The organism is Streptomyces sp. NPDC058221 (assembly GCF_042882365.1).
In the GTDB taxonomy this organism is placed as follows: domain Bacteria; phylum Actinomycetota; class Actinomycetes; order Streptomycetales; family Streptomycetaceae; genus Streptomyces.
Map to the genome: position 1 here is coordinate 1 of NZ_JBHVWF010000063.1, position 12,524 is coordinate 12,524.

The following is a 12,524-nucleotide window of genomic DNA, read 5'->3' on the forward strand; positions in this document are numbered from 1 at the left end:
CTCCTCAAGCGCCGGAGGGGCTGGGGCTTTCGGGGTTCCGCCCCGGACCCCGCTCCTCAGACGCCGGCGCGGCTGAGTATTTCAAGCCCCTCCGGCGATTGAGGAGCGGGGGTCCGGGGGCAGCTCCCCCGAAAGCCCGGCTGCCCGCGTGCTACTTCTCCGTGACGCCCGCCGAGTCGAACGTCGCCACCTCGTGCATCGCGCGGGCCGCGGCCTGCACGATGGGCAGGGCCAGCAGCGCTCCGGTCCCTTCGCCGAGGCGGAGGTCGAGGTCGACCAGCGGGCGCAGTCCCAGCTTGTTGAGCGCCGCGACATGGCCCGGCTCGGCACTCCGGTGGCCGGCGATGCAGGCCGCCAGGGCCTCCGGCGCGATGGCGCGTGCGACCAGGGCCGCGGCACCCGCGCTGACACCGTCGAGGATGACCGGTGTACGGAGCGAGGCCCCGCCGAGGAGGAACCCCGCCATCGCGGCGTGCTCCAGGCCGCCTACGGCCGCGAGCACCCCGATCGGGTCGGCCGGGTCAGGCTGGTGCAGATCGAGCGCACGGCGGACCACGTCGACCTTGCGGGCGTGCATCTCGTCGTTGATGCCGGTCCCGCGACCGGTCACCTCTGCGGGGTCCATCCCGGTGTACACGCAGATCAGCGCGGCCGACGCCGTGGTGTTGGCGATGCCCATCTCACCGGTGATGAGGCCCTTGTTGCCCGCTGCGACCAGATCGCGCGCCGTCTCGATGCCGACCTCGATCGCCGCGAGGACCTCCTCGCGGGTGAGGGCGGGTCCTGTCGTGAAGTCGGCCGTCCCCGCGCGCACCTTGCGGGGCAGCAGGCCGGGCGTCGCGGGCAGCTCCGAGGCCACACCGACGTCGACCACGCACACCTCGGCGCCGACCTGGGCCGCGAAGGCGTTACAGACCGCGCCGCCGCCGAGGAAGTTGGCGACCATCTGGCCGGTCACCTCCTGGGGCCAGGCGGTGACGCCCTGGGCGTGCACACCGTGGTCGCCCGCGAAGACCGCGACGGCCGCGGGCTCCGGGATCGGCGGCGGGCACATCCGGGAGAGCCCGGCCAGCTGCGCCGAGATGATCTCCAGCATGCCGAGCGCGCCGGCCGGCTTGGTCATGCGCTTCTGGCGCTCCCAGGCCTCGCCGAGCGCCTTGGCGTCCAGCGGTCGGATGCTGGAGATGGTCTCCTGCAGCAGGTCGTGCGGCTCCTCGCCGGGCAGGGCGCGACGGCCGTACGTCTCCTCGTGCACGACCCATGAAAGGGGGCGGCGCTTGGACCAGCCCGCCTGCATCAGCTCGGGCTCCTCCGGGAATTCGTCCACGTAACCGACACACAGGTACGCGACGACTTCGAGGTGCTCGGGCAGGCCGAGGGAGCGGACCATCTCACGCTCGTCGAAGAAGCTGACCCAGCCGACGCCGAGGCCTTCGGCACGGGCGGCGAGCCACAGGTTCTCGACGGCGAGCGCCGAGGAGTACGGGGCCATCTGCGGCTGGGTGTGCCGGCCGAGCGTGTGGCGGCCGCCCCGGGTCGGGTCGGCGGTGACGACGATGTTGACCGGGGTGTCGAGGATCGCCTCGATCTTCAGTTCCTTGAACTGCTTCGCCCTGGCCTTCGGGAGCGACTTGGCGTACGCGTCGCGCTGTCGCTGCGCGAGTTCGTGCATGGAACGGCGGGTCTCCGCGGAACGGATGACCACGAAGTCCCAGGGCTGCGAGTGCCCCACGCTGGGCGCGGTGTGCGCCGCCTCCAGCACCCGCAGCAGTACCTCGTGCGGGATCGGGTCGCTGCGGAAGCCGTTGCGGATGTCGCGGCGTTCCCGCATGACGCGCAGTACGGCGTCGCGCTCGGCGTCGTCGTAGCCGGGGGCGGGCGGCGAGAAGACGGGGTCGTCCCCGGACTCCGCCGCCTCGGCTGCGGGGGCCCCGGCTGTTTCAGGTGCCTCGGGGGCGTCCACGAGGGGAGCCTCGTGCACGGGCTCCGCCGCGGCCTCGGCCTGTACGGGCTCCGGCTCGGCGGGCTCGGAGACGGTCCGCGGTGCGGCCGGCTCCGTCTGCACCGCCTGTTCGGCCCCCGGCAGCTGGGCCGGAACGAATTCGGCGTCGTACGTCGGGTCCGGAGTTTCGATGACCTCGGGCTCCGTCTCCGGCTCCGGCTCGCGCTCCAGCTCCGCTGCGGGCTCCGGCAGCTCCGGGACGGCCGTCTCGACAACTTCAGCCACTTCGGCGGCCTCAGCCGTTTCTGCTGCCTCCGCCACCTCAACCGTCGCAGGGTCCACGGGCTCCATGGCGATCGCCTGAACCTCCTGAACCTCGGGAGCGGCCTCCATGACCGCCTCGGGCTCCACCGGATGCTCGGCCACGGGCGTGGGGGCCAGGTGCGGGGTGGTCGGCAGCGAGCCCTGCACCGGCACGAACCGGCCCAGCGAGGCACCGTCCGGCACGGGCTCCACCGGCGCCGCAGCGTCAGGTGCCGGTTCCGCGGGAGTCTCTTCGACGGGCGTCGTCCCGACCGGTGCCGCTTCGACGAGCACTTCCTCGACGGGCGGCGCCCCGACAGCCGCCTCGGCCGGTACCGGTGCCGAAACGGGCTCGGGAGCCGCCGGAGCGGGCTCCGGCAGGACCTCGGCCACAAGCTCCGCCGGGGCCTCGGCCCCCACCGGCACGGAGGCGGCCTCAACCGCCTCGGGGGCGACCGTTTCTGCTGACGGCGCCTGTGCCTGTGCCACCACCGGCTCCGTCTCGACGGAGGCCGGAGCAGCGGCCTGCTGCGGCGCCTGGGCCGCCTGGGACGCCCACTGGTGCACGCCCTGCGGTGGGATCTCGCCGAGCTGCGGGCCCGGCAGCGCCGCCGAATCCTCGGGCGCCGTCTCGAAGTACTCGGGTTCGGCGGTGACCGGCCCCGCATGCCGCGCGGGGGCGGGCGGCGCGGGGGTCTGCGCCTGCGGCGCACCCGCCGGGCCCCGGTCGGCGAGCGAACGGACCACGCCGCCGCCCGACGTACCGCCGTAGGCCGGCCCGGCCTCGGCCGAGGCCGGGCCGCGGTGCAGCGGCCGGCGCACGGGTGCCTGGGTCTGTGCCACCGGCACCTGGGCCTGCGCCGGAGCGGGCACGGGTGACGGGATGCGTACGCCGCTGAGGTCCACGGCGCCCGAGTCGCGGCCGCCGGACTCATGGGTGCCCCGGCCGGTCTGCGACAGCGGCTCGGCGGGGGCCTGCATGGCGTACGCCGGGACCTGGACCTGCTGCTGGACCGGCTCCTGGAGCTGGACCGGGCCCTGGGCCTGGTGCTGCGGTGCGGGCCCGGGCTGGTATCCGCCCTGCTCGGGCACCGGGGGCTGGGCGGTCGTGCCGTCCGGGAACTGACCGGGCACCGGGGCGGCCTGCGGCTCGCTCCAGGCGCCCTGGGAGCTCGGCATCAGCAGAAGGTCGTCGTCCTCGGACGCATGCTCGGAGGGATCGAGGAAGGTGTAGGCATCCGGGGCGGGGTTGCCCGGCTGCTCCACCATGCCTGCGTTCTCCGGCAGTCCCTCGCCCGGGATCTGGCCGGTGTCACTCATGCGTACCCCTCGCCCATCGTCAGTGCTCCTTCGGCCCTTCGCCCGGGACGCCCGAACACGGCACACAGGCGCTCGTCCAATGGAACGAGCGGGCGCGCCGCGCGGCACGAAACGGTCGCGGACATACTGCATTCTCGCGGTCGTTCGCCGCCGCGGCAGCTCATTTCGCCACGGCTCGCTGTGGACTGCGCCACGTTGCGCGTCCCCCGGTTCTGCCGTACCACAACGGGGTCCAAAACGGTCCCCTTTTCCGGACATTGACCAACGAAGCGACGAAGGTCCGGGCGCGGTGCAACGATCGGCCAGCCTACCTCCCGCCGTACGCCGGCAGGGTCAGGGGGCGAGGTCCGAACGCAGTGCGGACAGCAGAAAGACGACCGAGCGTTCGCGCTCCGACCATGCGGACGTGTCGAGTTCGACGGACTGCAGGAGCGAGCAGGCGACCGTGTACCCGTTCTCGGCGAGTGCGGCGCCCAGGGCCTCGGCCTCGTCCCGCGTCGAGGCGTGGGTGACGATCCGCTCCGGCCTGCGGTCGGCGACGGCGGTGACGACGTGGACGCCGCCGCCGCCGATCCGTACGACATCGGGCTCGGGCAGCCGTTCCAGCACGTGCGGGGCGCGGCCCTCGACCACCTGGAGCTGGACCCCGAAGGCCCGTGCCGCCGCCGCGGTGCGGGCGCAGGCGTCCGGGTCGCTGTCGACGGCCAGCACCGCCGCACCGAACCTGGCCGCCTCCACGGCGAGGGCGCCACTGCCCGAGCCGATGTCCCAGACCAGGTCGCCGCTCCGGGGTCCGAGGTGGGCGAGTTGAGCGGCGCGCAGTCCCGGGGTCTCGCCTTCGCCGCTCTCCCCCGCGGGCTCCGCGCCGTCGCCCCGGTAGGCGCCGGCCGGCAGCGCCCAGCCGCGTACACCCTGGGGGTAGGCGGGGTGGCGGCCCGCGATCCAGGCTGTGTCGGCGCGCTGTTCGGGGCCGCCTCCGATGACGATGACGACGTTGGGGTCGCGCCAGACGTGGTCGGCGGCCTTCTCCGAGGTGACGACGGTGACCTGTTCGCGGGCGGTGCCGAGCTCCTCGCAGATGACGAACGTGCGGTGGACGCCTTCGAGCAGCAGCGCGAGTTCGGCGGGGCCGGCACCGGGCGAGGTGAGAACGGCGACCTTGTGGTGGGCGCGGCAGACGTTCACCGCGCGGCGCAGGGTGCGGGGGTGGGCGACGACGGTCTGGGCGTCCTCCCACGGCATGCCGGCGCGGGCGAACGCCGTGGCGACGGCCGAGACGGCGGGCACCACTTCGACTTCGAGGCCGTGTTCCGGGGCGCGCAGGCTGCGTACGACTCCGAAGAATCCCGGGTCGCCGTCGGCGAGGACCACGGCGCTGCCGCGGTGGCCGGCGATCCGCCGGGCGGCCAGATCGATGGAGCCGAGCCGGATCCGTTCCGCGCCGTGCGGTACCTCGGGCAGGGCGAGATGGTGGGCGGCCCCGGCGACGAGCGTGGCGGCCGAGAGCGCGGAGGTGGCCGCTCGGTCAAGTGGTGAGCCGTCCCAGCCGATCACTGTGACCCGGTCGGCCATCTGTCGTCAGTCTCCTGGGTTGTTGCATGCGGGGCCGGCCGCCCCGGGCGGCCGGGGTGGGATCACCTGGCCGGTGCCGGTGCGGGCGCCGGGCCGGAAGGGTCAGTTCCAGTCGTTGTACGTACCGTATCCACCGGCGTCGGCCAGCTGCTCGGCGACTCCCTCCAGGTCCTCGGGGAGCAGGCCCCAGACGATCAGATCGGTCCTGATGTCGGCCCATCCTCCGTCCTCGGTCTGTGAGCGGGCTATGCGGGCGTTGCGCAGGACTCCCTCGCTGATGCAGCCGAGCTTCTGGGCGACCTGCTGGGAGGCGGTGTTGTCGGCTGCGGTGCGCAGCTCTATCCGCTCGAAGCCCTGGTCGCGGAAGAGCCACTGGGCGAGGGCGAGCACGGACTCGGTGGCGTAGCCCTCGCCGCGCGCCCAGGGTGCGGTGATGTAGGCGGCCTCGGTGGCCAGGGTGCGCCAGTCGGTGTTGCGCAGCCGGACGGAACCGACGAGACGCTGGGTGAGGAACTCCGTGACGGCGAAGACGATGCCGTCGCCCTTGCTGCGCTGCGCGGGAGCGATCCTGCGGACCCAGCGTTCGGCGTCGACCTGGGTGTAGGGGTGGGGTGCCTCGGTCCAGGCGGTGACGAGTTCGTCGTTCATCATCTCGATGTACGCGGGGACGTCGGCCATGTCGAAGGGGCGCAGCACCAACCGATCCGTGCTGATGGAGATGTCCGGAAAGGTGGAAGTCATGCGCAGCTCCATGCCGAAGACCGTGTAAAGGCACAGCATGCAGCATCGGGCGCGCCTTGTGCATGGGCGGGTGGGCGCGACGGAGCCCCGCACACCCGGGCGGGGTGTACGGGGCTTGTCGGACAAGTGCAGCGCGGAGGTCAGGACTTGGCCGCACCGCCGAAGGCGGGGATGACCGAACCCTGGTAGGTGTCCTCGATGAACTTCTTGACCTCGTCGGAGTGGAGGAGCTTCACGAGCTTCTGGACACGGGCGTCCTTCTCGTTGCCCTTCTTCACGGCGATGATGTTGGCGTACGGGTTGCCCTCGGCCTTTTCGATTGCCAGGGCGTCCTTGGCGGGCTTGAGCTTGGCCTCGATGGCGTAGTTGCCGTTGATGACGGCGGCGTCGACGTCGTTCAGGGCGCGGGGGACGGTCGCGGCCTCCAGCTCCTTGAACTTCAGGCCCTTCTTGTCGGTGATGTCGCTCAGCTTGGCGCTGGTGCCGACGCCGTCCTTGAGGCTGATCAGGCCCTTGCCCGCGAGCAGCTGGAGCGCCCGGCCCTCGTTGGTGGTGTCGTTCGGTACGGCGACGGTCTGGCCGGACTTGATGTCGCCCAGGTCCTTGACCTTCTTGGAGTAGAGGCCGAGGGGCTCCAGGTGCACGGTGCCGACGGACACCAGGTGGGTGTCGTTCTTCTTGTTGAAGTCGTCGAGGTAGGGCTGGTGCTGGAAGAAGTTGGCGTCGACCTGGCCGGTCTCGGTGGCGGTGTTCGGCAGGACGTAGTCCGTGAACTCCTTGACCTCCAGCTTGAGGCCGGCCTTCTCCGCCAGGTTCTTCTTGACGAAGTCCAGGATGTCGGCGTGCGGCGTCGGGGACGCGGCGACGACGAGGGCCTTGGAGCTGTCGGCCTTGGCGCCGGTCTCGCTCTTGGACGCCGGGTCGGAGTCCGTGCCGCAGGCGGTGAGGCCGAAGGCGAGGGCGGCGGTGGCGGCGGCAGCTGCGGTGATCTTGATGTTCTTGCGCACGAAGAGTGCCTCTTTCCGGTGGTGATGGTGGTGCGCCCGGACAAGGAGTGCGGGCTTGTGGGGAGGAGAAGTCTCAGGAGGTGGTGCGGCCGCGGCGGGCCAGCAGGCGTACGGCTCCGTCGCCGATCAGCTGGATCACGGTCACGATGACGATCAGCAGCGCGACGGTGATGAGCATGAACTGGTTGTCGAAGCGCTGGAACCCGTAGGTGACGGCCTTGGAACCGAGGCCCTCGCCGCCGACCGCGCCGGCCATCGCGGAGTAGCCGATGAGCACGATGACGGTGGTGGTGACGCCGGAGACGAGGGACGGCAGCGCCTGCGGCAGCAGGACCTTGCGGACGATCGTCGGGATGGATCCGCCCATGGACTGGACGGCCTCGACGAGCCCGTGGTCGACCTCGCGTACCGCCGTCTCGACGAGCCGGGCGAAGAACGGGATGGCGCCGACGGCGAGCGGCACGATCATCGCGGTCGGGCCGATGAAGGTGCCGACGACCCAGGTGGTGAAGGGGATCAGGGCGATCAGCAGGATGATGAACGGCAGCGAGCGGCCGATGTTCACGATCACACCGATGACCTTGTTCACCGGGGTGTTCCGTAGCAGTCCGCCCTTGTCGGTGAGGACGAGCAGGACGCCGAGCGGCAGTCCCACCAGGACGGTGACGACCGCGGACCACAGCACCATGTAGAGGGTGTCGACGGTGCCCTGCGTCAGCAGCGGCTGCATTTCGGACCAGGTCACTTGGCCACCTCCTTGGTGAGCGGTGCGGGGGCGAGTACGGGCTCGTCGTCGACGATCTCGGCCTGCAGGCCCTGCTCGCGCAGGAAGCCGATGGGCACGACGTTCTCCTCGAACCGGCCGGGCAGCTCGATGCGCATCCTGCCGATCTGCTTGCCGCCGACGGTGTCCATCGCGGCACCCAGAATCGATATGTCGATGTTGTACGTACGGGAGAGCTGCGAGATCACCGGCCGGGCTGCGGCCTCGCCGTGGAAGGTGACGTCGACGACCGTGGCGTCGGGCCCCGAGGCGGTGCCGCCGACCGGGAACAGCTCGTGGGCGAGTTCGGAGCCGGGGGTGGCGAGCAGCTCGCCCACGGTGCCGGACTCGACGATGCGGCCCTTCTGCATCAGCGCGGCGGAGTCGCAGACCGTCTTGACGACGTCCATCTCGTGCGTGATGAGCAGGACGGTCAGACCGAGCTGCTGGTTGAGGTCGCGCAGCAGCTGGAGGATGGAGCGGGTGGTCTCGGGATCCAGCGCCGAGGTCGCCTCGTCGGAGAGCAGCACCTTGGGGTCGCCGGCGAGTGCGCGGGCGATGCCGACGCGCTGCTTCTGACCGCCGGAGAGCTGCCCGGGGTACGCCTTGGCCTTGTCGGTGAGGCCGACCAGGCCGAGGAGTTCGAGGGCCTTGCGGGACCGTTCGCGGCCGGAGACGCCGAGGATCTCCAGCGGGAGTTCGACGTTGTCCTGCACGGTGCGGGAGGCCAGCAGGTTGAAGTGCTGGAAGACCATGCCGATGCGGCTGCGCGCCTCGCGCAGTTCCCGGCCGGCCCGGCGGCCCCGGCCCGCGAGGGCCGTGAGGTCCTGGCCGGCCACGGTCACGGTGCCGGATGTGGGGCGCTCCAGCAGATTGACGCAGCGGATCAGGGATGATTTTCCGGCGCCGCTCTGTCCGATGACGCCGTACACCTCACCCTCGCGGACGTGCAGGTCGACGCCGTCCAGAGCGGTGACCTCACGGTCGCGCGACTGGTAGACCTTCGTGAGGCCCGTAGTGGTGATCACAGGGTTTCCGTCACTGTCGAGTGCGCGGCGCGGTGTCCGCCGGGCACGGGGCATTCGTCCGGTGAGACTGTCCGGACGTTCGATCGGACGTTTTCGAGCGGGGGTCTCGGCACGGCCCGGCGCGGTGGTGACCGCGGGGCGATGTGCTCGGGCAGGCTCGGTCCTCGCTTTGGGGCGCGAGGCTCAGGCGGGGGCCCTCAGAAGGCGCGCATTCGACACATACAACGAGCACCGGGCGTCGTGATCGCCTCGGTCGCAAGGATGCGGCTGCTCGTCGTGGTCATGTCCCAAGTAAAACAGACGTAACGTTCCGCTCGAACCGCTTGTCCGAATAGCGGACGGACGTGGATGGTGTTCACGGCCGGTCGGGCCGGCTCCGGATTTTTCCGGCCACAACGCTGTGACCTGCAATGATATGGAAGCCGGGGCATCGGCGGCGACAGCGCCTGCCGGTCCGCGACGGTCCCCGGCTGTGGCCAAGGCCACGGTCGCCCCACAGCAGACCTTCGAACGCATGCCATGGGGGAGCCGGGCCCGTCCACCGGCCAGGAGCGCCCGGGCCCGGGGGCGCACGCGGCGGGCTCCCTGGCCCGTAATACCCTCGGCTCATGCTTGACGCCCTGACGATCGCGGTCGGCGTGGCCGCCCTCGCCCTCGCCGCCTGGTGCGGATTCGCCGCCTACCGGGACCAGCCGACCAAGGACTGGCACTTCATCGGGATGGCCGTGGTCTCGGTGCTGGCGCTGGCGCAGCTGGTGGTGGGGATCGTTCAGCTGGCCCGCGGCGAGCGGCCCGAGCAGGGCATGACCATCTTCATCGCGTATCTGATCGGGGCCTTCCTCGCCGTACCGGCGGCGGGATTCCTGTCGCTGAGCGAGCGGACCCGCTGGGGTTCGGTGACGGTGGCGGCGGGGGCGGTCGTGCTGGCCGTTCTCGAAGTACGGCTCTACGACATCTGGGGAAACTGACCGTGACCGACACCGATAGCACCCCCGCGGCGGACACCGGCGAGAAGAAGCCCTTCGATCTGGGCACCGGCCCGGGCCGGGTACTGGTCTGGTTCTACGGCGTGTTCACCGTGGCGGCGGCGTCCCGTTCGATCGTCCAGATGATCCTGGACTTCGGCAAGGCACCACTGTCCTATGTGCTGTCGGCCGTCGCCGCGCTCGTCTACGGCTTCATCACCTATTCGCTGGTGCGCGGCGGGGAGAAGGCGCGCAGGACGGCGCTGGTGTGCTGCGCCGCCGAGCTCGCCGGGGTGCTGATCGTGGGGACGTGGACGCTGGCCGACCCCTCCGCGTTCGCGGACGCCACCGTCTGGTCGGACTTCGGCGCGGGTTACCTGCTCATCCCGGTGATCCTGCCGGTCACCGGGATGATCTGGCTGCGCCGCGCGAAGACCGTGTAGGCGCCGTCCGGCACGTCAGGCGCTGGTGACGTACGCGGCGGCCGTGGCCTCCTTCTCCAGCAGGATCATCCGGACGCCGTCGTTGCCGGTGGCGTTGCCCACCGGGGCGTATCCCGCGCGGCGGTAGAGCCGCAGATTGCTCTCACTGAGGTGGCCGGTGTGCAGCCGGAAGCGGGTGGCCGACCGCTGGCCGGCGAGTCCGGACTCCGCCGCCCGCAGCAGCCGGGCGCCGAGCCCGTGCCCCTGGAGCCTGGGGTGGACGCAGAGCCGCCCTATCTGTCCGGTGCCGTCCTGATCCGCTGATCCCCGTACCGAACCGACGACTTCGTCGCCGAGCCGCGCCACGAACACCAGGTCCGTGGCGATCTCGGCGCGCAACGAGTCGAGGGTCTGGACGAGCGGGTCGATCCGGTAGTTGCCGTAGAGCTCCGCCTCGCTCTGGAAGCAGAGGTACTGGAGTTTCAAGATCTGTTCGGCGTCTTCCGTGCCCGCCGCCGAGATGATCACGCTCATGCCCATCCGCGCATGCCTCCCGCTCATCTGAACCGCCGGTTGTCTACCGCTCCTTTCCCCGCAGTTCAGGAGCTACAACCTCCGCCGCCAGCATTCTGCGCAGACATCCAAGGCATCGGGAACGGATCGGGCCCAAACTCCCTTGTGACATACCCAACTCCCCTGCGATCTCCCGGTAGGTGGGATCGTTCGGCGCGAGCATCGCGCTCAGCAGGCGGGTGCAGCGCCCCGGGAGCCGGTCCACCGCCGCACGCAGCACCCGGCGTTCGTCGGCGCCGGCGAACGCCCGCTCGGGGCCGTCGGCCGGATCGGGGGCGGTCTCGTCGCGGTAGGGACGTTCGTGCCGGGCGGTACGGCGGGCCCGGCGGGCCTCCCCCCGGACGGTGTCCCGCACCCAGCGGGCGGCGTCCCCCGGTGGGCCGTGCCGTGGCAGCCTCTCCAGCAGACGGAGCCAGACGGCCTGTTCGAGATCGGCGGAGTCGACGGCGGCGCCGGTGGCCGAGGCGGCGGCCTCGGCCCACGCCTCCGCTCTGACCAGCGGATACAGGGTCCGGACGACGGCCTCCGGGGGCGGCGCCGCCGGAAGATCGATAAGCGTCATGCACCCACCCGACGCGCTCCGTCGGCCGCCGGTTGCCGAACCGGGTGAGCACCACCCGACCGGGGCACGCCCCGGCCGGGGTGCTGACGTCCGCGCGCCATCGGCGGCCATCCGCCGGGGCGGACCCGCTACTTGGCCGCGAAGTCCGCCGCCGCGAGCAGCGCCGTGTCCGGGTTGTCGGAGAAGATCCCGTCGATCCCCGTCGCGAAGTACGCGGCGAAGGCGCCGAACGCGTCGCCGTACGCGTTGGGGTCCGTACCGCGCCGGAAGTCGGCGGGCAGGAAGGTGTTCTCGTTGCGCATCGTGTAGGGGTGCAGGATCAGCCCCTGGGCGTGTGCGTCCCGCACCAGGGTGGTGGGCTCGGTGAGCCTGCCGGAGGAGTCCTTGGGGATGATCAGGTCGAGAGTGGGTCCGATGCCCTGGGCGAAGGCCGCCATCCACTTCAGACCGGCGGGCTTCACCAGATCGTCGGTGGTGCGGGGGTCGCCGGTCGCGGTGAAGTCCCAGGGCTGCGTCCCGGCGTCCGAGAGCAGGACGATGCTCGGGGTCGCGACGAGCTTCGCCAGCCGCTGGATGCTGGTGGGTTCGAAGGACTGGAGGATGAGCGGCGACTGGGCGCGGTGGCGGTTGTAGCGGCGCAGCAGCTTGACGAGCCGCTCCTCCAGGGCGAGGCCGAGACCTCGGAAGTAGGTGGGGTGCTTGGTCTCGACGTACAGCCAGATCTGCTTTCCACGCCTGCGGCCCTCGCGGTCGGCCCACTGGAGGACCTCCTCGAAGGTGGGGACCTCCCAGCGGCCGTCGTACAGCGTGTTCTTCTGGCGGTTGCCCGGAATGCGCTCCTTCGCCCGGAGCGTCTTCAGTTCGGCGAGGGTGAAGTCCTCGGTGAACCAGCCGGTGAGCGGGATGCCGTCGACCTTCTTGGTGGTTTTGCGGCTCGCGAATTCGGGGTGCTCGGAGACATCGGTGGTGGCGGTGATGTCGTTCTCGTGGCGGCAGACGAGGTGCCCGTCGCTGGTCGGCACGACGTCCTGCTCGATGATGTGGGCGCCCATGTCGAGGGCCAGCTGGTACGAGCCGAGGGTGTGCTCGGGGCGGTATCCGCTGGTGCCCCGGTGTCCGACGACGGTCGGCACCGGGAGGTCGAGGCGGTGGCCGCCGCCGTGTCCGCCGGACCGTTCGGCGGTGTTCCCGGCAGCCCGGGCCGTCCCGGAGAGGCCGATGGCCGCGGTACCGAGTACCGCCGCTCCCACGCCCATGACGGTCCGTCGTCCGGGGATGGCCTGCTCTCGCTCTGTCATGAATGCTCCTCGCATGTGATGTCCGGCA

General features: G+C 71.3%; 11 protein-coding genes. 2 read left to right on the forward strand and 9 right to left on the reverse strand.

The genetic code is table 11. The annotated features are described in order from the left end of the window. Positions 1-151: 151 nt before the first annotated feature. From cobT to ACFVW8_RS20800, 6 genes are all read right to left on the reverse strand, one after another. Positions 152-3,565, reverse strand: a complete 3,414-nt coding sequence (gene cobT / locus ACFVW8_RS20775; protein ID WP_389692036.1) for a nicotinate-nucleotide--dimethylbenzimidazole phosphoribosyltransferase — start codon at positions 3,563-3,565, stop codon at positions 152-154. Positions 3,566-3,898: 333 nt separating this feature from the next. Continuing rightward, entirely contained in the window at positions 3,899-5,137 is a 1,239-nt protein-coding gene (cbiE, locus tag ACFVW8_RS20780; RefSeq protein WP_389692038.1) for a precorrin-6y C5,15-methyltransferase (decarboxylating) subunit CbiE, read from the reverse strand. A 102-nt stretch (positions 5,138-5,239) separates the two neighbouring features. Beyond that, entirely contained in the window at positions 5,240-5,917 is a 678-nt protein-coding gene (locus tag ACFVW8_RS20785) for a GNAT family N-acetyltransferase (RefSeq protein WP_389692040.1), read from the reverse strand. A 101-nt stretch (positions 5,918-6,018) separates the two neighbouring features. After that, positions 6,019-6,885: a MetQ/NlpA family ABC transporter substrate-binding protein gene (locus ACFVW8_RS20790; RefSeq protein ID WP_389692042.1), complete on the reverse strand. Its 867-nt coding sequence runs from the start codon at positions 6,883-6,885 to the stop codon at positions 6,019-6,021. Between the two features lie 73 nt (positions 6,886-6,958). Further along, on the reverse strand, positions 6,959-7,630 hold the full coding sequence (locus tag ACFVW8_RS20795) for a methionine ABC transporter permease (RefSeq protein WP_207316021.1): 672 nt from the start codon (positions 7,628-7,630) through the stop codon (positions 6,959-6,961). Further along, the gene (locus ACFVW8_RS20800; RefSeq protein ID WP_389692045.1) at positions 7,627-8,676 is read right to left on the reverse strand and encodes a methionine ABC transporter ATP-binding protein; all 1,050 of its coding nucleotides are present in this window, start codon (positions 8,674-8,676) and stop codon (positions 7,627-7,629) included. Before ACFVW8_RS20800 ends, ACFVW8_RS20795 begins: the two co-directional genes overlap by 4 nt. Before the next feature lie 608 nt (positions 8,677-9,284). Between ACFVW8_RS20800 and ACFVW8_RS20805 the strand changes: the two genes are divergently transcribed. Continuing rightward, positions 9,285-9,644, forward strand: coding sequence for a hypothetical protein (locus ACFVW8_RS20805; protein ID WP_362963318.1), 360 nt, complete (start codon positions 9,285-9,287; stop codon positions 9,642-9,644). A 2-nt stretch (positions 9,645-9,646) separates the two neighbouring features. Continuing rightward, entirely contained in the window at positions 9,647-10,084 is a 438-nt protein-coding gene (locus tag ACFVW8_RS20810) for a hypothetical protein (RefSeq protein ID WP_389692047.1), read from the forward strand. 15 nt (positions 10,085-10,099) lie between these two features. Here the strand turns inward: ACFVW8_RS20810 and ACFVW8_RS20815 are convergent, their stop codons facing one another. The 3 genes from ACFVW8_RS20815 to ACFVW8_RS20825 all read right to left on the reverse strand — a co-directional run bounded on the left by ACFVW8_RS20815 (position 10,100) and on the right by ACFVW8_RS20825 (position 12,496). Then, on the reverse strand, positions 10,100-10,603 hold the full coding sequence (locus tag ACFVW8_RS20815; RefSeq protein ID WP_389692103.1) for a GNAT family N-acetyltransferase: 504 nt from the start codon (positions 10,601-10,603) through the stop codon (positions 10,100-10,102). 37 nt (positions 10,604-10,640) lie between these two features. Further along, positions 10,641-11,198 carry a sigma-70 family RNA polymerase sigma factor gene (locus tag ACFVW8_RS20820; protein WP_389692049.1) on the reverse strand — a complete coding sequence of 186 codons (558 nt, stop codon included), beginning with the start codon at positions 11,196-11,198 and terminating at the stop codon, positions 10,641-10,643. Between the two features lie 128 nt (positions 11,199-11,326). Then, complete coding sequence (locus tag ACFVW8_RS20825) at positions 11,327-12,496, reverse strand: glycerophosphodiester phosphodiesterase (RefSeq protein ID WP_389692051.1); 1,170 nt, start codon at positions 12,494-12,496, stop codon at positions 11,327-11,329. Positions 12,497-12,524 lie beyond the last annotated feature (28 nt).

What these genes read in the sequence shown, in the direction of transcription:
- cbiE (WP_389692038.1), bottom strand. Translation starts at nt 5,137, where the DNA reads ATGGCCGACCGGGTCACAGTGATCGGCTGGGACGGCTCACCACTTGAC.
- ACFVW8_RS20825 (WP_389692051.1), bottom strand. Translation starts at nt 12,496, where the DNA reads ATGACAGAGCGAGAGCAGGCCATCCCCGGACGACGGACCGTCATGGGC.
- ACFVW8_RS20815 (WP_389692103.1), bottom strand. Translation starts at nt 10,603, where the DNA reads ATGGGCATGAGCGTGATCATCTCGGCGGCGGGCACGGAAGACGCCGAA.
- ACFVW8_RS20785 (WP_389692040.1), bottom strand. Translation starts at nt 5,917, where the DNA reads ATGCTGTGCCTTTACACGGTCTTCGGCATGGAGCTGCGCATGACTTCC.
- ACFVW8_RS20805 (WP_362963318.1), top strand. Translation starts at nt 9,285, where the DNA reads ATGCTTGACGCCCTGACGATCGCGGTCGGCGTGGCCGCCCTCGCCCTC.
- ACFVW8_RS20820 (WP_389692049.1), bottom strand. Translation starts at nt 11,198, where the DNA reads ATGACGCTTATCGATCTTCCGGCGGCGCCGCCCCCGGAGGCCGTCGTC.
- cobT (WP_389692036.1), bottom strand. Translation starts at nt 3,565, where the DNA reads ATGAGTGACACCGGCCAGATCCCGGGCGAGGGACTGCCGGAGAACGCA.